The sequence below is a fragment of the Vibrio sp. ZF57 genome (genome assembly GCF_001691235.1).
Classification (GTDB): Bacteria; Pseudomonadota; Gammaproteobacteria; order Enterobacterales; family Vibrionaceae; genus Vibrio; species Vibrio crassostreae_C.
The window spans coordinates 69,375-89,538 of the sequence record NZ_MAKD01000024.1; the positions used below are offsets into that span (position 1 = coordinate 69,375).

Genomic DNA, 20,164 nt, shown 5'->3' on the forward strand with positions numbered 1-20,164 from the left:
TTCACGTCAACCTTTCTAATTTTCTCGAATCTCGAATCTCGAATCTCGAATCTCGAATCTCGAATCTCGAATCTCGAATCGCTTACATGCGCTCTAGAGTGTCGATACCTAGAAGCGATAGACCTTGCTTGATCGTCTTCGCTGTTAGTGCAGCAAGCTTCAGACGGCTCTGCTTAACAGCTTCGTCTTCAGCAACTAGGATAGGGCACGCTTCGTAGAAGCTAGAGAATTGACCAGCTAGTTCGAACAGGTAGCTACACATGATGTGTGGTTGACCTTCACGAGCAACAGACTGTACTGCTTCTTCAAACTGTAGAAGTTTCGCGATAAGCGCTTTCTCTTTCTCTTCAGTGATTTTGATTTCACCTTCAAGCGAGTCCATAGAAATGCCAGCTTTAGCAAATACAGAAGCAACACGAGTGTATGCGTACTGCATGTATGGTGCTGTGTTGCCTTCGAATGCAAGCATGTTGTCCCAATCGAACACGTAGTCAGTAGTGCGGTGCTTAGAAAGGTCTGCGTACTTAACCGCTGCCATAGCAACAGTGTTCGCGATCGCTTTCTTCTCGTCTTCTGCTAGTTCTGGGTTCTTAGATTCGATTAGCTGCGCTGCACGAACTTCGGCTTCATCAAGAAGATCAGCAAGACGAACAGTACCGCCTGCACGAGTCTTGAATGGTTTACCGTCTTTACCTAGCATCATGCCGAATGCGTGGTGCTCAAGAGAAACAGATTCTGGGATGTAACCTGCTTTACGAACGATAGTCCAAGCTTGCATTAGGTGTTGGTGCTGACGTGAGTCGATGAAGTAAAGTACGCGGTCTGCGCCTAGTTCTTCAAAACGGTATTTTGCACAAGCGATATCAGTGGTTGTGTAAAGGAAGCCGCCGTCACGTTTCTGGATGATAACGCCCATTGGGTCGCCATCTTTGTTTTTGTATTCGTCTAGGAATACAACCTGTGCGCCGTCATCTTCTTTTGCAAGACCTTGCTCTTTTAGGTCAGCAACGATAGTTGGAAGCATGTGGTTGTACATGCTTTCGCCCATTACGTCATCACGCGTTAGAGACACGTTTAGGCGATCGTAGTTGCGTTGGTTTTGAATCATTGTTACGTCAACAAGCTTCTTCCACATCTCTGCGCAGAACTCGTCGCCGCTTTGCAGTTTAACAACGTAGCCACGTGCTTTAACTGCGAACTCTTCGTCTTCATCGTAGAGCTTTTTAGATTCACGGTAGAAGCCTTCAAGGTCAGCAAGTTCCATTGAAACTTCACCAGACTCAGCCTGAACGCGCTCAAGGTTTGCGATAAGCATACCGAATTGAGTACCCCAGTCACCGATGTGGTTAGCGCGGATAACGTTGTGGCCTAGAAATTCTAGAGTACGAACTACTGCATCACCGATGATAGTTGAACGTAGGTGACCAACGTGCATTTCTTTAGCAACGTTTGGCGCAGAGTAATCCGCAACAATAGTTTGCGTTTCAGCAACGGCAACACCAAGGCGAGAGTCAGCCAATGCTGCGTCTGCTTGTTTGGCTAGGAAAGCTTCATCTAGGAAGATGTTTAGGAAACCCGGACCTGCGATTTCAACTTTAGACGCGATACCGTCTAGGTTTAGAACGTCCAATACTTTTTGAGCAAATTCTCGTGGGTTAGTGCCTAGTCGTTTAGCAACGCCCATAACGCCGTTTGCTTGGTAGTCACCAAACTGTGGTTTTGCAGATTGACGAACAGCAGCAGGAGAGCCTGCAGGTGCGCCAGCGGCTTCTAGAGCCTGAGATACTTTGTCATTAATAAGTGCTTGGATATTCACACGCGTTTCCTTCAATTCAAGGATGATAAGAGTGGCCGTTAATTCTTGGTCATTAAATTGGTTAATTATGCTTCTAGTTAACGATTTAATGCCAAAATCAGCAGCAGACTCTGTTTAAGTTCACAGAAATGGCGGTAATCATACCAATTTTGTGCGGTTTCTTATAGGTCGAATTGATAGAAAATTAACATTTCCTGAGTGGTTCTTGACAATCGACTTTTAGCAAGACGCGTTTGCATGTTTAAGGAGCGAAAAGAACATAGTTATTGAGTGTTTTTTGTAAAAGCAACGCTTGTTGCAAAAGGCAAAACTGATAACATGCAGCCATTATTTGGAGAACACAGACAATGATGATGAGCCTGAAGCAAGCTGAACTAGAACCACAACAAATGATCGCCCGCCTTGATACTTTTATGGCAAAAATCGAGAGCCTAGGAAATACATTAGGTTTGGATTTAAGCTTTGCTCAAGCGGATCATATTGCGCTGCGAATCAATGACACTGAGCTAGCGAAATCTGCCCATCAAGCGTGGTCTGAGTACGGCTCTATGATTTCTGAGGCGATGATTAATGGTCGTCCAATTGTGGTGTTGGCTTTCGATGAACCCTTGCAAAGCCTTGGCTGGAAAATTGAATGTTTGGAGCTGCCATATCCAGCAGAAGGTAAGATTTACCCAAGCCAAGATTGGGAACATGTAGAGTTTGTGATTCCTTCTCATGCCCAAACAGCTGATGAGTATCTAGCGGATCTTAAAGAAACTTACCCGCAGTTCGCTGCTAACTTTGAAACGCTGGGTGAGCAAGGCGTTAAGATCAAACTCTCTAGCCCGAAAGGCGAGGGTGAACGCTTGAATAACCCAACAGTGGCTTTTAAACATCAAGGGATTTGCATCAAGCTGCATCCACACTCTTTGAAGAAGATTGTGGAATCAGAACAGGCTTAATTTGAATAGAGAGTTGCTAGGAAAGAGATTCCTGATCTCGCCTTGGCTCGTCGGAATGACGGGGTGTTCGATGAAATTTTCCAGAGTCTATCTTTGGATAGTGACAGACTGAGCGTTCGAGAGCGTATGTTAGAGCCTATAGCTCGAAGGTTCATCACCGAGTTCGTCATTCCCGATAGCGACGAAGGAGCGTAGTCGGGAATCTCTCAAAGCGAGTCTGATCATCAGATACAAAAAACGCGCGATGGGCTTTCCCTATTGCGCGTTTTTTATTGGGTTCTAACTGGAAGTCTTACCGGAAATCGAATATCCGATTTACAGAATTACAGTCTTGTTGCCGTAAACAAACACATGATCATTGATCACCTTGTTTAACGCCTTACTTAATACATTCTTCTCTACGTCACGACCGGCTTGTGCCATGTCTTTCGCGCTGAAGTTGTGATCCACAGGGATAACATCTTGCTTGATGATTGGACCTTCATCCAAATCATTCGTCACAAAGTGTGCCGTTGCGCCAATGATCTTCACGCCGCGCTCATACGCTTGTTGGTATGGCTTCGCGCCAATAAATGCTGGCAAGAAGCTGTGGTGGATATTGATGATCTTGTGGTGGTATTTTTCAACAAAACCTGGTGTCAGCACTCGCATGTACTTAGCCAAAACAAGGTAATCCGCGTCGTACTGGTCAATCACTTCTAGCATCTTCTTCTCATGTTCTTCACGGTTTAGCCCTTCGTGAGAAACATGGTGGTAAGGGATGTCAAAACGCTCGGTTAGGCTTTGTAGAATGTCGTAGTTACCGACAACGGCCGCAATTTCAACGTCTAAGCTGCCATCGAAGTTCTTCATTAGAATGTCGCCAAGGCAGTGTGCTTCCTTGGTCACGAGTATCACAACACGCTTGCGAGACGAATCAACAAGCTTACGTTTCGTATTTGGTGGCAGGGCTTGATCTAAATCGGCAAGTAAGGTTTCGTCATTGAAATACCCTTCAAGCTCGGTGCGCATAAAGAAGTGGCCACTTGTGTTATCTACGAACTCATTGTTGTGCACAATATTGAGTTGGTGTTTGTAACAAATGTTGGTGATCTTCGAGATGAGGCCTGGGGCATCAGTACAATGTGTTAGTAAAGTTTTTCTTTCCATTTGCATCTTACTTCCATGAAATGTTGCACTTATTATATGAAATCGGGATTCTTCAAATTTAATGCAGGCCGTCGAACGGTGAACTGAGCCGCAATATCACCGTTATAATTAATCTATTATCAAGTTGGTTTCAACAAATTCTGCTGCTCATTTATCGCTTTGATAAATTGTTTGATATAGAAATATCAGTTTTTAGATAGAAAAACAGGCAGAAGCTTCATTTTTAAAAGTTTTGACCGTAGTACGCATTTGAACTTCAACCGAGGCATTTACGCCTTGGCCAAAAATAGAGGTGATACTTATGGATAAAGAGTTACTGGCCAAAAAACTGTACTGCAAGCGAGTGAATTCATTGGCGAGAGGTACCGAATTAGATGGTCATGTTCTAGATGAAATGTGGGAAAGTAAGACCTCACCAACCGATGCAGCGAAAGCCATACAGCCTGGTGATAACCATTTTGAAGGTGCTCCTTGGCTATCACGTTATCTCAGTCGAAAATAAAAACGATTCTCTAATTCCTACTTCTTCAATTCTTACCTTCAAGGTAACTTAAGCCACGTCAAGCCAAACCAAACACCTCCGGTGCGAAGTCATTCTTGATTCGCGCCGGCTCACTAAACCTGCCATAATTCTCCTTCTCTTTTTCTAAACTTCGTACTCTATGATATCTAAAACGTTTTCTGCTGATGGCGCTCTGGGCAAAGCTATCCCTGGGTTTCAACCAAGACAAGCTCAGTTAGACATGGCTGAAGCGGTTTCACAAGCTATTGAAAATCAAAGCCAGTTGGTTGTTGAGGCTGGAACAGGTACTGGTAAGACGTTTGCTTACCTAGTGCCTGCGCTGCTTAGTGGCAAGAAAACCATCATTAGTACGGGGTCTAAAAACCTTCAAGAGCAGCTGTTTCACCGAGATTTACCCTTGATGGTCGATGCGCTTGGCTTTTATGGTCAAGTTGCGTTGCTCAAAGGACGTTCAAACTATTTGTGTTTGGACAGACTCAGCCGCCAAATGATCGAGAGTCATGGTGCTCATACCGATCCAACGCTGCTGGCTCAGTTAGTCAAAGTTCGTAGTTGGTCGTCATCCACTCAAACGGGTGATTTAGGCGATTGTGATGATATCGCTGAAGACAGCCCGGTTATTCCAACCATTACCTCGACCAATGATAATTGCTTGGGTAAAGAGTGCCCAAGCTATACCGATTGCTTTGTGCTTAAAGCGCGTAAAAAAGCGATGGATTCCGATGTGGTGGTCGTAAACCACCACCTTTTCCTAGCTGATTTGGCGATCAAAGAAACCGGATTTGGCGAATTGATACCTGAAGCTGACGTGTTTATTTTCGATGAAGCACATCAACTTCCTGACATCGCCAGCCAGTACTTCGGACAATCGGTTTCCAGTCGACAGATCCAAGAGTTAGCCAAAGACATTGAAATTGCTTACCGAACTGAAGCCAAAGACATGCGTCAGCTACAGAAAGTAGGGGATAGGCTCGTTCAATCGTCAGCCGATCTGCGTATTGTGCTTGGTGATACCGGCTTTCGTGGTAACTGGCGCGAAGCTTTGAAATCCGAGTCGATTGCACGCGAGTTAGTTCGTTTGCAAGATGCTCTGCAACTTGCTGTTGATGTATTGAAGTTAGCACTTGGGCGAAGCCAGCTGTTAGATACCGCTTTCGAACGCGCAAATATGATTAAGTCGCGTATCGAACGTGTGTGCGATGTGTCGATCACTGGCTATTCGTATTGGTATGACACTACACCGCGCCACTTTGCTCTGCATATCACACCGCTTTCTGTCGCCGATAAATTCCACGAACAGATTGAGCTGAAGCCGGGCGCATGGGTGTTTACCTCAGCAACCTTGGCGGTGTCGGATGATTTCGAACACTTTACTTCTCGATTAGGGTTAAAACCGTCGGCACAGTTTTCACTGCCGAGCCCGTTTGATTATCCGAATCAAGCGCGCTTGTGTGTGCCTCGTTATCTTCCAGAACCGAATAGCCCCGGTCTCGCGGATAAGCTAGTAAGAATGCTGACTCCTGTGATTGAGCAAAACCAAGGCCGCTGTTTCTTCTTGTGTACTTCACACAGCATGATGAAAGAGTTGGGGGAGCGATTCCGTGAAACCCTCTCGGTTCCCGTTCTATTGCAAGGTGAGACAAGTAAGCAAAAAACCTTAGCCGAATTCATGGAATTAGGTAACGCATTGCTGGTGGCTACAGGTGCTTTCTGGGAGGGGATAGATGTTAGGGGCGACGCATTAAGCTGTGTTATCATCGATAAATTGCCCTTTACAGCCCCTGATGACCCTTTACTTAAGGCTCGAATCGAGGACTGTAAGCTAAAAGGGGGTGATCCTTTTGCACAAGTACAGTTGCCAGACGCTGTGATTACCTTGAAACAAGGTGTCGGCCGATTGATACGTGACAAGCGCGATAATGGTGCTTTGATTATTTGCGATAACCGATTGGTGACTCGCGATTACGGTGGCATATTTTTGGCGAGTTTACCGCCTATCCCTCGTACACGTGACTTAGGGGTCATTAAAGAATTCTTAGCTAAAGACCATTCAACCGCTGCTGAGTAATTGGCATTGTTGAGTTTAGCCATTATTTTTAGATTAGATAACGAATATTTGAGACACAAATGAGCGCGAAAATTCTTGCAGTAGATACCGCAACTGAAAACTGTTCAGTTGCATTAGTAATTGGTGACCAGGTGTTCGCACGTAGCGAAGAGGCTCCTCGAGACCATACGAAGAAAATTCTACCTATGGTGGATGAAGTACTGAAAGAAGCGAATGTCGCTTTAACCGATATCGATGCTATCGCGTTTGGCCAAGGCCCAGGCAGTTTCACGGGTGTGCGTATTGGTATTGGTATTGCTCAGGGCTTGGCTTTTGGTGCGGATTTACCAATGATTGGTGTCTCTACACTGGCAGCGATGGCGCAAGGCAGCTACCGTAAATTTGGTGAAACTCATGTAGCAACAGCGATTGATGCGCGTATGAGCGAAGTATATTGGGCTCGTTACAGCCGTGAAGACGATGGTCGTTGGACTGCGGTTGATGCGGAATGTGTCACGCCTCCAAGCGAATTAGCTGCGCAGCTTGAAGTGGATTCTGAGACATGGGCAAAAGTCGGCACCGGTTGGGAAGCGTATGCAGAGCACATGGACACACTAGCGATTAACACCAAAGCGTGTGAAGTGCTATTCCCAGAAGCTCAAGATATGGCGTTCCTTGCTCAATTTGCTTACGCAGAAGGTAAAGCGGTTGCAGCAGAAGAATCTGAGCCAGTTTATCTTCGTGACAAAGTGACTTGGAAGAAACTGCCAGGTCGCGAATAATTTTTACAAGGTTCTGATGCAAATTAGGTCTAAATGCGTATTATTTAGATTTGAGAGGGCAGATATTTAGTCATGGTATCAATTAACAACTTACCTCCTTCTTCGATAGGCAGCACGTCTAAGCCGAATCGAATTAAAAAGAAGGAGCAGGCAAAAAAATCTGATGCTAGCACTGCGGTTGGGCAACCGACTAAGGTCGCTAATGCTGTTTCTCACTCTATTCGTCAAGTTAAAGAGTCTGAGCTACACAAGGCTCAAATCCAGTATGATCTTCCAGAAGGCCGAGGACGTAAGGCTATGGAAGAGTATATGGATGTAATGAATCAGGCGAAGAAAGAAGAACTTGCAAAGCTTATCGGTGTCGATATCTACATCTAGAGCTTCTTATTAATGCCTGTTTAAGGACCAGAACCATGTCAAATTATCTCTCTAAATTACGCTTAATAGCCTTTTCTCTTGGTGTATTGGTACTTGCCGGGTGTTCATCACTTCCTAGCGAGCTTGAAGCAAAATCAGAGCCTGTAATTAGCGATTACCAACAGTGGGTCGACCAACTACCGGATGCGCAAAGTGTTCGATTAGGTGGCGTTATCTCTAAAGTGACCAACTTGAAAGATAAGACTCGAATCGAAGTCGCTAATATGCCGATTTCGAGTAGCGGTAAGCCAGATCTAGACGCAGAGCCAAGCGGACGTTTTGTTGGTTATATTGAAGGGTACGTTGAGCCTCTAAGCTTTGCAGAAGGTCGTCTGATTACTTTGGTTGGTCAGTCAATTGGAAGTGAAGATGGAAAAATAGGGGAATACCCTTACACCTTCCCTGTAATGAAAGTAGACAACCAACGCCTGTGGAACATTACTGAGCGCGTTGTTGTTAACGATTTTGCACCAACCTACTACTCGTGCAGAAGTTTACATTGCCGCAGTTTTCAAACGATGCCAAGACAAGGTCGAGTGATACAAGACGTAGAGTAATTAACTTTATCCGATGTTGATTACGCAAACAGATGGAACTACATGTTTGATGATTGAAAAGTCATACTCCCTCGCGAGCGGGACGCTTGCAACACAACAGATTGGCAACCCACAAACGACCGCAACGACGGTCGTTTTTATTCATGGGTGGTTGGATAATTCGTCCAGCTTTAATCAGGTTATGCAGCAAGTCGCCAAGTTTGCGCCCAATGCTCACCTTGTTGCTATCGATCTCTTCGGACACGGCTTCTCGTCGCACAAATCGGGAAGTTACTACCCATTTCATGATTATATAGATGACTTGCATCAGTTGGTGACTAAATTATCGCCAAACAGACTGGTACTGGTAGGACATTCACTTGGTGCATTGATAGCAAGTTGCTATAGTGCCGCCTTTCCTGAAAAGGTGTCAGGATTAATTCAAATTGAAGGTCACGGACCTCTTTCAGAAGCTCCCCAAGAAACGGTTTCTCGCTTGAGAGATGGGGTACTCAGTCGTCTTCGACAGCGAAGAAAGCCTTCACGTCCTCTGGCAAGCCTTGAGGATGCTATTAAGCTGAGAGCTCACGCCAATCAAATCAATGCTGAATTAATTGCTCCTATTGTCGAGCGAGGAATTGTCGAGTTAGATAACTCTTGGCAATGGCGATGCGACCCTAACCTAAAATGTGACTCGTTATATCGAATGTCACAGGCGCACGCTGAAGCGATCATGGCGGCTATTGAATGCCCTCAATTAATAGTTTTAGGAAATGATGGATTCCGACATTTGCAGCATAATCGCTACAAATCAGCCCATAGTTCTCTGAATATAGAGACTGTTCCTGGCGGACATCATTGCCATTTAGAGAGCCCGGAGCTAGTTTCAGAGCTAATTCTTGGTGTAGTTAACAAAATTTAAACAAGTGTTTGAGCCTTTTAGTGCTCATGCACTAAAGCTGTGCTGTAATACCGCAATGATAAAAAGCGGCGAAGCAGTCGTCAGCTGATAAACGAGGAGTAACATAGTGGACAAACCTTGGCTTTCACGTTATCCAAGTGACGTACCAGAAACGATCAACCCAGATCAGTACCCATCTCTTGTAGAAATGTTTGAACAGTCGGTACAGAAGTACGCGGACCAACCTGCATTCGAGAACATGGGCTCGATTATGACATTCCGTAAGCTTGAAGAGCGCAGCCGTGCTTTTGCCGCTTACCTACAGAATGACTTGAAACTGAAGAAGGGCGATCGCGTCGCGCTAATGATGCCAAACCTACTGCAATACCCAATTGCACTATTTGGTGTATTGCGTGCAGGTATGATTGCAGTGAACGTCAACCCACTGTACACACCTCGTGAGCTTGAACATCAACTGAACGATTCTGGTGCAAAGGCGATTGTTATCGTATCTAACTTTGCGAGCACGCTAGAGAAAGTCGTTGATAACACGCCGGTTAAACACGTTGTTCTAACTAGCCTAGGGCAAATGCTGCCACGCGCGAAAGGGACAATTGTCGACTTTGTAGTGAAATACGTAAAAGGCATGGTGCCTAAGTATGATCTGCCGGGTGCTATCTCATTCAGAAAAGCGCTGCACAAAGGTCGTCGTCTTCAATATGTGAAACCGTTCATGGCGGGTGATGACATCGCGTTCCTACAGTACACTGGTGGTACAACAGGTGTAGCGAAGGGCGCAATCCTAACGCACCGCAATATGATTGCGAACGTACTTCAAGCGAAAGGGGCTTACGGTCCTGTTCTGCAAGAAGGCCGCGAGTTGGTTGTAACGGCATTACCGCTTTACCACGTATTTGCACTGACGGTGAACTGCTTACTGTTTGTTGAGATGGGTGGTCGTAACCTTCTAATTACTAACCCTCGTGACATTCCTGGCTTTATTAAAGAGCTGCAAAAGGTTCCGTTTACCGCAATTACCGGCGTAAACACCTTGTTTAATGCGCTAGTTAATAACGAAGATTTCCACGAGTTGGATTTCAGTAACCTACGCCTATCTGTTGGCGGCGGCATGGCGGTTCAACGCGCTGTTGCTGAGCAATGGAAGAAAGCGACAGGCATTCACCTATTGGAAGGCTATGGCTTAACTGAGTGTTCACCACTGGTAACGGGTAACCCATACGACCTGAAAGACTACACAGGTGCTATCGGCCTACCAGTACCATCGACAGAAGTTCGTATTGTTGATGATGAAGGTAAGGTTATTGCTAATGACCAAGTAGGCGAGCTACAAGTTCGTGGCCCTCAAGTGATGCAAGGTTACTGGCAGCGCCCTGAAGCGACCAAAGAAGTGATCGATCAAGACGGTTGGTTATCGACAGGTGACATCGTTAAGTTTGATGACGAAGGCTTGTTGTACATCGTTGACCGTAAGAAGGACATGATTCTTGTATCAGGCTTCAACGTCTACCCGAACGAGATTGAAGACGTTGTGGCTCTGCATGGTAAAGTGCTTGAAGTAGCAGCTATCGGTCAACCTCATGAAGTGTCTGGTGAATTGGTTAAGATCTACGTTGTGAAGCGTGACCCTAGCCTGACCAAAGAAGACATTATCGCGCACTGTCGTGAGCACTTAACGGGTTACAAAATCCCTAAATTAGTCGAGTTCAGAGATGATCTTCCAAAGACTAACGTAGGTAAGATCTTACGCCGCGTACTGCGTGAAGAAAACGATGCAGAACTTGCGAAACGCGCTAGCGAATAATTAGCCCGTTTGCGCGAAAGTACTGCACCAAAACCATTGAGGCGCTTAATCTAAGCGAGCGCTGAAAAATGGTGTTAGAATGCCGACAGTTAATGTCGGCATTTTTGTATCCGGCGATCAAATAGAAACCTGTGAGAGTTTTTGTGGATTATCAAATCATTACCCAATTGAAAGACCTTGAGCGAGTTTGCCAACAAGCACGTGAAGCCGATGTCGTTATGCTTGATACGGAGTTCGTTCGTACTAGAACCTATTACCCTCAATTAGGCTTGATTCAGTTATTTGATGGTGAAACGCTGTCACTGATTGACCCTATTGCTCTTGATGACATGACACCGTTCGTTACCTTGTTGAAAGACGCATCAGTATTGAAAGTGCTGCACGCGTGCGGTGAAGATTTGGAAGTGTTCCAGAACGCATTTGGCTGTACACCAACACCAATGGTTGATACACAGATCATGGCGGCTTTCTTAGGTCATGGTTTATCAACGGGCTTTGCTGCTCTGGTTTCAGAGTTTGTCGGTGTCGATCTCGATAAGAGTGAATCTCGCACAGACTGGCTAGCGCGTCCGCTTTCTCAAAAACAATTGGACTACGCAGCAGCAGACGTGCATTACCTAATGCCAATGTACAACAAGCTTCTAGAAAAAGTGATGGAAGCTGGCTGGTGGGAAGCGGCTCAGCAAGAGTCTGATTTACAAGTTGCCAAGCGCATTCGTAAAGTAAACCCAGATACAGCCTACCTTGATATTAAAGGGGCGTGGCAGCTTAAACCTAAGCAATTAGCGATCTTACGACCTCTAGCAACTTGGCGTCTAAAAGAAGCAATCAAGCGCGATTTAGCGCTGAACTTTGTCTTCAAAGAACAAGACCTATGGGCTGTGGCGCGTTTTGCGATGAAAGATCCCAAGCACATGGAGCAAGAGGGTTTTGATTACCGCTCTGTGCGTCGCCATGGTGCGAAGATCAGCTCAATCGTAAAGTTAGCGGAACATACACCAGAAGAAGAGTACCCAGCACCAGTAGAACGTCTAATGGACTTCCCTGGCTACAAGCAACTCTTCAAAGTGCTGAAAGATGAAGTGAAAACAGCATCACAACACAGTGGTTTGGCGACGGAATTCTTGGCATCGAAGAAGCAACTTAACCAAATGTTAAGCTGGGTGTGGAAGCACGATCGTAACCCAGAAAAGCTGCCTGATGTTATGCAAGGCTGGCGTTTAGATGTGGTTGGCGAAAAGCTGAGTAAAGCGATCAAATAACCGCTTGCTGCTTTAAAGCCTAACTTAGTTACAGTTATAAACTGCACATACAAAAAAGAGAGCCTAGGCTCTCTTTTTTATTCAATCAATACAAGCAAGTGTATTACCTGCCAATCTTGTTCAGAAAGATTATCGATCTTCTTCTGGAAGCTTAACATTCAACTCTAACACTGAGATGTCGTCATCTTTGTGTTCAAAAGTCAGATCAACCATTGATGGATCGACCTCAACGTACTTGGCAATACACTTCAAGATGTCTTCTTTTAGTTGCGGCAGGTAAGACGGCGCTGGGTCGTCATGGCTGCGTCGTTCGGCAACAATGATCTGCAAACGTTCTTTGGCTAGGTTTGCGGTTGTCTTTTTCTGTGGTCTAAAAAACTCTAATAATGACATTGTGCATTAGCCCCCGAACAGTCGTTTGAAGATGCCTTTCTTCTGTTCCGTTAAGAAGCGGAAGTCAACTTGGCTACCCAGTAGTCGCTCTACAGTATCATTGTAAGCCATACCTGCGTCGGTTGCTTCGTCAAAGATAACTGGAACACCCTTGTTCGATGCGTTCAGTACCGCTTGGCTCTCTGGAATTACACCCAGTAGAGAGATGTGCAGGATTTCTTCAACGTCTTCAACACTGAGCATCTCACCTTGAGTTACACGTGCTGGGTTGTAGCGAGTCAATAGAAGGTGTGTTTTCACTGGCTCTAAGCCGTCTTCAGAACGACGAGATTTAGAGTCAAGAATACCTAGAATACGGTCTGAATCGCGTACTGAAGAGACTTCTGGGTTGGTGGTTACAATCGCTTCATCAGCGAAGTACAACGCCATAAGAGCGCCTTGTTCGATACCCGCAGGAGAATCACAGATGATGAAATCAAAGCCCATTTCATCCAGTTCATCAAATACACGACGAACACCATCTTTTGTTAGTGCGTCTTTATCACGAGTTTGAGAAGCAGGAAGAATGAACAGGTTCTCTGTGCGCTTGTCTTTGATCATCGCTTGGTTCAGCGTCGCTTCACCATTGATAACATTAACGAAGTCGTACACAACACGACGCTCACAACCCATGATTAAATCTAGGTTACGCAGACCGATATCAAAGTCGATAACTGCGGTTTTCTTTCCTTTTAAAGCCAGACCCGAGGCAATAGCTGCACTGGAGGTCGTTTTGCCTACCCCGCCTTTACCTGACGTTACAACGATAATGCGTGCCATTCTGTTTTCCTTTTATTTCTCTTATATTGCGAGGACATCAACGTGTAATACATCGTTTGCCATACTGAACATGGTTTTCTTCTGCCAGTACTCGCTTTCAATTTGATCGCTGAGCCAGTAATTTCCTGCAATAGAAACCAGCTCGGCTTGTAAATCATTACAAATTATTTTTGCTTCAGTTTGACCACTTGCACCTGCAATCGCACGGCCGCGTAAAGTGCCATGAATATGGATGCTGCCATCGGCAATCACTTCCGCGCCTGCACTCACATGGCTGAGTATCAATAGATCGCCATCTTTCGCATAAACCTGCTGACCAGAACGAATAGGGGTTCTAATCACTTTGATTGGTGCCATTTTCGCTGGAGCTTGAGATGGCGACTTGCTTGCCGTCATCACTGCAAAACCGGCTTCTTTAGCGAGGTTTTGCATTCGCTTATCAGAACAGCCTGCCACACCAACCGGGATCATGCCCGCTTGAGATATACCATTTTTAAGTTGCACAAAATCGATATCGCCCGCGACTTTACTGATGTTGATAACAACAGGTGCGGCAGCGAAAAACGTAGGTGCTTGGTCTACCTTCTCTTGAAGAAAAGACACTGCATTTTCGACTTGATCATCGGATAAGTGCAATACAGATAGCGTAAAACTGCTACCTTTTAGATCTGGGTTACTAGACATCGAAAAACTACAGGACCTCAATAGCGAATGGGTACAATTTCTTTATCAATAAAATAAAGGGCATTGCCTGAAACTAGGTTTATCATGTTATATTCCCAAACCAAGCACAGCAAGTAATCTTGTTGTCAAATGGACGTTTTGTTCCCAATATTTCCCTAACATAAACTATTGATCTCGCAAGTGAGAGTTTTGTAGTCATAATCAATTAAAAGGTTTGTCATGCTGTGTTCTATATATAAAAGCTCAAAGAAAGAAGGAACATACCTTTATATCCCTAAGAAGGATGATTTTTCACAAGTTCCTGACGCATTGATGCAAATGTTTGGTAAACCTAGTTTTGTAATGGTAATTAAAATGGATGGCCGTAAACTGGCTCAAGTAAACATCGAAAAAGTGAAAGAATCACTGAATACCGATGGTTTCTTTTTACAGGTTCCGCCACCACCAGTTAACGAACTTGAGCTTCATAAAGAGCGTAAAGCTCAACAGAAATCTCAAGACGAAGAGTGATAGCCACCTCAATTCAAGGAGGAGTGATCGTTGAGTAAATTTTCGAAAACCATATTGGCTGTGTCGGCATTACTATTGGGTAATAGCCTGACCATAAGTTCAGTACAAGCTGAAGAACTGAGCTTCGAGCAATATGTAGAAAAACTAAAACAACAAGGCCGTGAAGAAGGCATCTCTGAAGCGATCATTGATGAAGCCTTTGATGGTGTAACGTTTAAGCCAAGAGCGGTAAAAGCCGACAAAAACCAACCTGAGAAAAAACTGACTCTGGATGAATACATTCCACGAGCGGTTCCAGATTGGAAAGTGAAGCAAGCAAGGTCACTCTACAAGGAGCATTACACCGCGTTAAAGCGTATTGGTGATGAATATGGTGTTCAACCAAGATTCATTGTCGCGCTATGGGGCGTTGAGAGTAATTTTGGTAAGTTCACGGGCAATTACAGCGTTATCGACGCCCTAACGACCATGGCTTATGAAGGACGCCGAGAAGCTTTCTTCCGTAGCGAAGCGATGGCGGCATTGAAGATTCTTGATCAAGGCCATATTGCACCAAAAGAGATGAAAGGCTCTTGGGCTGGTGCGATGGGTCAACCTCAGTTTATGCCAAGCTCATTCTTAGCTTACGCCGCTGATGGCAGTGGTGATGGCAAGAAAGACATTTGGGGCACTGAAGAAGACGTATTTGCTTCGGCGGCCAATTATCTCAGCCAATCAGGGTGGGATGACAAATATACTTGGGGTCGTCAGGTTCATGTTCCGTCAACTGTGTCGATCGATTTACAAGGTCGAGACGAAGACAAAGCGAAATACTTAAAAGAGTGGTCTGAACTCGGTATTAAACGCTATGACGATCGCCCACTGCCAACACTTGATGAAGACATTAAAGCTTGGTTAATCATGCCGGATGATGAAACCGGACGTTCGTACCTCATTTATAACAACTACAATGTGTTAATGAAGTGGAATCGTTCTTACTACTTTGCTTTGGCAGTAAGCCACCTAGCCGACAGAATTAAGTTTGATTAACAGACCTAAGTCGCTTTGAATAGCATTTGGCCTATCATAGGCAGAACGAACTAAAGGACTCTTCGGAGTCCTTTTTGATTTTATATTTCAGAGATTTAATAAGGTGATCTTGTGCTAACAGATAGAGCTGCACAGATGGTGATATTCCATGCGCTGATCAAGCACGAAGGCTTTACCAGTGCTGCAAAAAGCTTGAACGTTTCGGTGTCTCATATCAGTAAGCAAGTCGCTTTGCTTGAAGACTCAATCGGCATCAAGTTGGTACAACGAACCACACGAAGCCTCACGCTGACTGAAGCGGGAGACGTGTTCTATCAACATTGTGAGCAGCTGTTTAACACGGTGAAAGCAGCTCAGATGGATATGGATAGCCAGCGCGATGATATCTCTGGAATACTACGCGTCGGTTTGTCGCAGTCATTTGGCACACTCCATATCATTCCGGCGATTGATCAACTCAGACAGCTTTATCCTCAGTTGAGAATCGAGGTCCACTTGTTCGACTATAAGGTGGACATGATTGAAGAGCGATTGGATCTCTGGATCACCAACAATGAAGACTTGCCTGAAGGTTACATTGCGCAGCGTTTAGCAGACAGCCAGTTTGTGGTGGCTGCGTCACCGGATTATCTGATTAAGGCCGGGACGCCACATGTACCTTCCGATTTGATTGACCATAACTGTCTTATCTATCGCAGCCGTGAACGAGATTACACATCGTGGGCGTTTGACAACGGGCAAGAAAACCTCAGCGTCAAAGTCGCGGGCGATTACTCAGTCGATTTGGCTGAGGCAGTACGAGACGCGGCAGTATCAGGGTGGGGCGTTGCTTATTTGGCGACTTACTTAGTGAAAGAAGAGTTTAGAACGGGCAAGCTCATTCAAGTATTGCCAGAGTGGAGAGCCAGTCAGCTGATGCCATTCTATGCCGTTTACCCGAGCCGAAAGAATATGCCGAAGAAGCTTTCGGCAGTGATTGAGTTCATTAAAGATCATATCGGGTCGCCGACGTATTGGGACAAAAACCTCAAAACTTGCGTTGAACTGCATCGCTAACTGTTTCCTAATCTATAAATATAATTTCCATATGGAAAAAGTACGCTTTTTAATCAAAGTTAATTATTAAAATTCAATAACTTAATTATACTCATAGTTAAATCGTGATTACCCCAACATCACATTAACAACCTCAGCTTGCCGCAAACGATTTCCTCTATAGAATGCGTCGCCTTTCCTACCTACAACTTTTAGGTTGACGCACATGGCTTCCCTACTTGGAATTATCACTATTTTAGTTGCCGCTTGGTTACTATCTACGGACAGAAAAAATATTCCACTAAGAACAGTCTCTTTGGCTTTCTTATTACAAATCTCATTCGCGCTATTGGTTCTGTATGTACCAATGGGTAAAGAAGCGTTGAATGCAGCCACGGGTGCGGTATCTAGCTTGATCAACTACGGTCAAGAGGGGATTAACTTCCTATTTGGTGGCCTAACTAATAACGGATTTGTTTTCGCGATTAATGTTCTTGGCATCATTATCTTTTTCTCTGCACTGATTTCAGGCTTGTACCACATCGGCTTTATGCCAAAGGTGATCAACCTTATTGGTGGTGCGCTACAGAAGTTCTTGGGCACAGGTCGTGCGGAATCATTGTCTGCGACTGCCAATATCTTTGTCGGCATGATTGAAGCGCCATTGGTGGTTAAGCCTTACTTAAAACACATGACAGATTCACAACTGTTTGCTGTGATGGTGTGTGGTTTGGCGTCTGTAGCTGGTGGTACGCTAGTGGGTTATGCATCGCTTGGCGTTGACCTAAACTTCCTGATCGCTGCGGCATTCATGTCTGCACCAGCCGGCCTATTGATGGCTAAAATCTTAGTACCTGGCAGCCCAAATGACGCTCAAGAAAATATTGAGTCTGATGTAGAAATTCCACGAGCAACAAACGTAGTTGAGGCGATGGCAGATGGGGCTATGTCTGGACTTCGTATTGCCGTTGCGGTGGGTGCAACACTTCTTGCCTTTATCAGTGTGATTGCAATGCTGAATGGCTTGCTAGGTATCGTTGGCGGCTGGTTTGGCGTAAACCTAAGCTTCGAACTTATCCTAGGTTATGTGTTTGCACCCGTTGCATGGCTGATCGGTGTACCGTGGTCTGAGGCTGTGGTTGCGGGCTCATTGATCGGTAACAAGATTGTCGTGAACGAGTTCGTGGCTTTCATCCAACTAATGGATGCTAAAGAGGCACTAAGTGAGCACTCGCAAGCGATCGTAACTTTCGCTCTATGTGGCTTTGCTAACATCTCTACCATGGCGATTCTTATCGGTGGTTTGGGCAGCTTAGTTCCAGAGCGTCGTTCTTTCATCTCACAATATGGCTTCAAAGCAATTTGTGCAGGTGTGTTTGCTAACCTAATGAGTGCTGCTATTGCTGGTGTTGTACTTTCTCTATAGTTAACTGATCATGACTTTACTCCCCCTATAGTAAAGTGACTGATTAATCACAATAATATTCGGTTAGCGTGAAAAAGAGAGCCTATAGTGTAAGAACGTAGGCTTTCTTATTTCATTGAATAGTTTGTACCACAGGGTGTGGTGCAAACCTTTTAGGGGCACAAATGGATTTGTCGATTACTTCTTCTTTGGCGTTAATTGGACTCTTGTCTTTAGCTTGTCAGCAGCTCGGCTGGCGTTTACGTCTTCCCGCCATTCTCCCTCTCCTTATCGTTGGCCTATTGTTAGGTCCCGGCCTGAATATTCTAAATCCCGATGCCATTTTCGGTGATGTGCTGTTTCCTATGATCTCCTTAGGGGTTGCCATCATCTTGTTTGAAGGAGCATTGACCCTAAATTTCAAAGAAATCAGAGGCCATGGCCGGATGGTGACTCACCTCGTGAGTTTCGGCATGTTGATTACATGGGCGTGTATCGTGGTGGGGGCATACTACTTTGTGGACTTCAGTTGGCCGTTAGCCGCACTGTTTGGTGCATTAGTTGTGGTAACTGGCCCTACGGTAATCGTGCCCATGCTTCGCAGTATTCAGCCTAAATCTTCGTTAGGCAGTATCTTGCGATGGGAAGGGATAGTAATTGATCCGATTGGCGCTCTGTTTGCGGTTCTCGTCTACGAGTACATTGTTTCTTCTGCCGACCCTACCGGACATGTTCTGTCAGCTCTGGGCCTGACGTTAGTCATAGGTTTAGGCTTAGGGATCATCGGTGGCCATTTGATTGCCAAGATGCTGCAAGGGCATTGGGTACCGCACTATTTACGTAATGTGGCTGTGCTGACGCTAATGTTGGCGGCGTTCTCGTTTTCTAATGATCTGAGTGAAGAATCGGGTTTATTAACCGTGACCATCATGGGGATCTGGCTTGCCAACGTGAAGGGCTTGGACATCGAAGACATCATCGAATTCAAAGAAACCCTGACCGTGTTACTTATTTCTGCGTTGTTTATTCTGTTAGCCAGTCGACTCGATTCGGGGGCTTTCCTTTCGATAGGTTGGGGCGGTATTGGGTTGCTAGCGGTGGTTATGTTGGTGGCTCGCCCGTTAAGCGTGTGGATCAGCGGGATCGGTACGGATCTTAATTCGGCGGATAAATGGTTTTTGAGTTGGATGGCACCTCGCGGGATCGTAGCAGCCGCGGTTTCTTCTCTGTTTGCGATAAAACTGCAAGAGAAGCAATTGATTGAAGGCGCAGATCTGCTCGTGCCCATGGTGTTCTTAGTCATTATTGGTACGGTTGTGATTCAGAGCTTAACCGCGAGCTGGTGGGCGAGAAGGCTAGGGGTCACTCAAGAGAAAGCGCAAGGGGTTATCTTCTTTGGCGCCACTCACTTTGCAAGACAATTTGCCAAGGTGCTAGCCACACACAACATCAACAGTGTGCTTGCTGATACTAACTGGGAAAGCATTCGCTTAGCTCGTATGGATAACTTGAATGTTTACTTTGGTAACCCAGCTTCAAGCCACGCGGAAAACAATTTGGAACTCGATGGGATAGGGCGTGCGATGATCGTCTCGCCTTATCGTCAAACCAACCCGTTAGTCAGCATGCATTACCAAGACGAGTTTGGTGCCAATAAGGTGTTTGAGCTTGAATCCTCAGAGAATAAACATGAAAGGCACCAAGTGAGCCGCGATGGCAATAGAAGTCTGTTTTCGGAAGGGATCACCTATTCTAAGCTTAACTCGTTGATGGCTCAGGGTAGCCAAATTAAAAGTACAGGTTTGACCGAGGCATTTGATTTAAAAGAGTTTAACGCTTTGTATCCTAAAGCCATTCCTCTTGGGGTGATTAATGGCGGTGATTTCCGTTTAATTACACAAGGATCTGAGTTGGAAAAACTCATATCAACGGAGTGTGAGCTTATTAGTTTATTACCGCCTTCTGAACAGACGGAAAAAGTTGAGAGTCCAGATAAGTAGCAACGAGCGCTTCATCAAAAGCGAGTCACCCCGTTTTAAAAACGAATAGCTAAGTACCAAAGCATCAAAAAAGCCGCAACGTTCAGGTAC

19 protein-coding genes are annotated in these 20,164 nt (G+C 45.3%); 14 read left to right on the forward strand and 5 right to left on the reverse strand.

All coding sequences use genetic code 11. The features are described from left to right. Positions 1–82 precede the first annotated feature (82 nt). On the reverse strand, positions 83–1,816 hold the full coding sequence (argS, locus tag A6D97_RS03370) for an arginine--tRNA ligase (RefSeq protein ID WP_017067376.1): 1,734 nt from the start codon (positions 1,814–1,816) through the stop codon (positions 83–85). A 347-nt stretch (positions 1,817–2,163) separates the two neighbouring features. On the opposite strand from argS, the gene A6D97_RS03375 reads away from it, so the two are divergent. Beyond that, positions 2,164–2,760 (forward strand): VOC family protein, encoded by a 597-nt coding sequence (locus tag A6D97_RS03375; protein WP_017070298.1) that lies wholly within the window; start codon positions 2,164–2,166, stop codon positions 2,758–2,760. Between the two features lie 315 nt (positions 2,761–3,075). Here the strand turns inward: A6D97_RS03375 and purU are convergent, their stop codons facing one another. Beyond that, a complete protein-coding gene (gene purU, locus A6D97_RS03380; protein WP_065583835.1) occupies positions 3,076–3,909 on the reverse strand; it encodes a formyltetrahydrofolate deformylase in 834 nt (277 codons plus the stop codon). 301 nt (positions 3,910–4,210) lie between these two features. Here purU and A6D97_RS03385 point away from each other — a divergent pair, with 301 nt between their 5' ends. The 8 genes from A6D97_RS03385 (at position 4,211) to rnd (ending at position 12,199) form a co-directional block, all read left to right on the forward strand. Next, a complete protein-coding gene (locus A6D97_RS03385; RefSeq protein WP_017062381.1) occupies positions 4,211–4,411 on the forward strand; it encodes a hypothetical protein in 201 nt (66 codons plus the stop codon). A 160-nt stretch (positions 4,412–4,571) separates the two neighbouring features. After that, positions 4,572–6,500: an ATP-dependent DNA helicase gene (locus A6D97_RS03390; protein WP_017063417.1), complete on the forward strand. Its 1,929-nt coding sequence runs from the start codon at positions 4,572–4,574 to the stop codon at positions 6,498–6,500. A 59-nt stretch (positions 6,501–6,559) separates the two neighbouring features. Then, positions 6,560–7,261 carry a tRNA (adenosine(37)-N6)-threonylcarbamoyltransferase complex dimerization subunit type 1 TsaB gene (gene tsaB / locus A6D97_RS03395; protein ID WP_065583832.1) on the forward strand — a complete coding sequence of 234 codons (702 nt, stop codon included), beginning with the start codon at positions 6,560–6,562 and terminating at the stop codon, positions 7,259–7,261. A gap of 72 nt (positions 7,262–7,333) precedes the next feature. After that, complete coding sequence (locus A6D97_RS03400) at positions 7,334–7,639, forward strand: hypothetical protein (RefSeq protein WP_017062378.1); 306 nt, start codon at positions 7,334–7,336, stop codon at positions 7,637–7,639. A gap of 35 nt (positions 7,640–7,674) precedes the next feature. Beyond that, complete coding sequence (locus tag A6D97_RS03405) at positions 7,675–8,235, forward strand: Slp family lipoprotein (protein ID WP_017062377.1); 561 nt, start codon at positions 7,675–7,677, stop codon at positions 8,233–8,235. Positions 8,236–8,284: 49 nt separating this feature from the next. Beyond that, complete coding sequence (locus A6D97_RS03410; protein WP_065583833.1) at positions 8,285–9,136, forward strand: alpha/beta hydrolase; 852 nt, start codon at positions 8,285–8,287, stop codon at positions 9,134–9,136. 106 nt (positions 9,137–9,242) lie between these two features. Further along, a complete protein-coding gene (gene fadD / locus A6D97_RS03415) occupies positions 9,243–10,937 on the forward strand; it encodes a long-chain-fatty-acid--CoA ligase FadD (protein WP_017062375.1) in 1,695 nt (564 codons plus the stop codon). 143 nt (positions 10,938–11,080) lie between these two features. Further along, positions 11,081–12,199 carry a ribonuclease D gene (rnd, locus tag A6D97_RS03420; RefSeq protein WP_017062374.1) on the forward strand — a complete coding sequence of 373 codons (1,119 nt, stop codon included), beginning with the start codon at positions 11,081–11,083 and terminating at the stop codon, positions 12,197–12,199. 129 nt (positions 12,200–12,328) lie between these two features. On the opposite strand, the gene minE is transcribed toward rnd, so the two are convergent. From minE to minC, 3 genes are read right to left on the reverse strand one after another with little or no spacing between them, the layout of a single operon-like run. Further along, positions 12,329–12,592 carry a cell division topological specificity factor MinE gene (gene minE, locus A6D97_RS03425; protein ID WP_010436847.1) on the reverse strand — a complete coding sequence of 88 codons (264 nt, stop codon included), beginning with the start codon at positions 12,590–12,592 and terminating at the stop codon, positions 12,329–12,331. A 6-nt stretch (positions 12,593–12,598) separates the two neighbouring features. Continuing rightward, on the reverse strand, positions 12,599–13,411 hold the full coding sequence (gene minD / locus A6D97_RS03430; protein WP_009848498.1) for a septum site-determining protein MinD: 813 nt from the start codon (positions 13,409–13,411) through the stop codon (positions 12,599–12,601). A 21-nt stretch (positions 13,412–13,432) separates the two neighbouring features. Next, entirely contained in the window at positions 13,433–14,095 is a 663-nt protein-coding gene (gene minC / locus A6D97_RS03435) for a septum site-determining protein MinC (protein WP_017063419.1), read from the reverse strand. Between the two features lie 219 nt (positions 14,096–14,314). Between minC and A6D97_RS03440 the strand changes: the two genes are divergently transcribed. The 5 genes from A6D97_RS03440 to A6D97_RS03460 all read left to right on the forward strand — a co-directional run bounded on the left by A6D97_RS03440 (position 14,315) and on the right by A6D97_RS03460 (position 20,074). Beyond that, positions 14,315–14,605, forward strand: coding sequence for a YcgL domain-containing protein (locus A6D97_RS03440; protein ID WP_017062372.1), 291 nt, complete (start codon positions 14,315–14,317; stop codon positions 14,603–14,605). 30 nt (positions 14,606–14,635) lie between these two features. Beyond that, positions 14,636–15,634 (forward strand): lytic murein transglycosylase, encoded by a 999-nt coding sequence (locus A6D97_RS03445; protein ID WP_017062371.1) that lies wholly within the window; start codon positions 14,636–14,638, stop codon positions 15,632–15,634. 135 nt (positions 15,635–15,769) lie between these two features. Then, entirely contained in the window at positions 15,770–16,690 is a 921-nt protein-coding gene (locus A6D97_RS03450; protein ID WP_017063421.1) for a LysR family transcriptional regulator, read from the forward strand. A 205-nt stretch (positions 16,691–16,895) separates the two neighbouring features. Beyond that, positions 16,896–18,095: a NupC/NupG family nucleoside CNT transporter gene (locus A6D97_RS03455; protein WP_017063422.1), complete on the forward strand. Its 1,200-nt coding sequence runs from the start codon at positions 16,896–16,898 to the stop codon at positions 18,093–18,095. Positions 18,096–18,259: 164 nt separating this feature from the next. After that, a complete protein-coding gene (locus A6D97_RS03460; protein WP_065583834.1) occupies positions 18,260–20,074 on the forward strand; it encodes a sodium:proton antiporter in 1,815 nt (604 codons plus the stop codon). Positions 20,075–20,164: the final 90 nt, after the last annotated feature.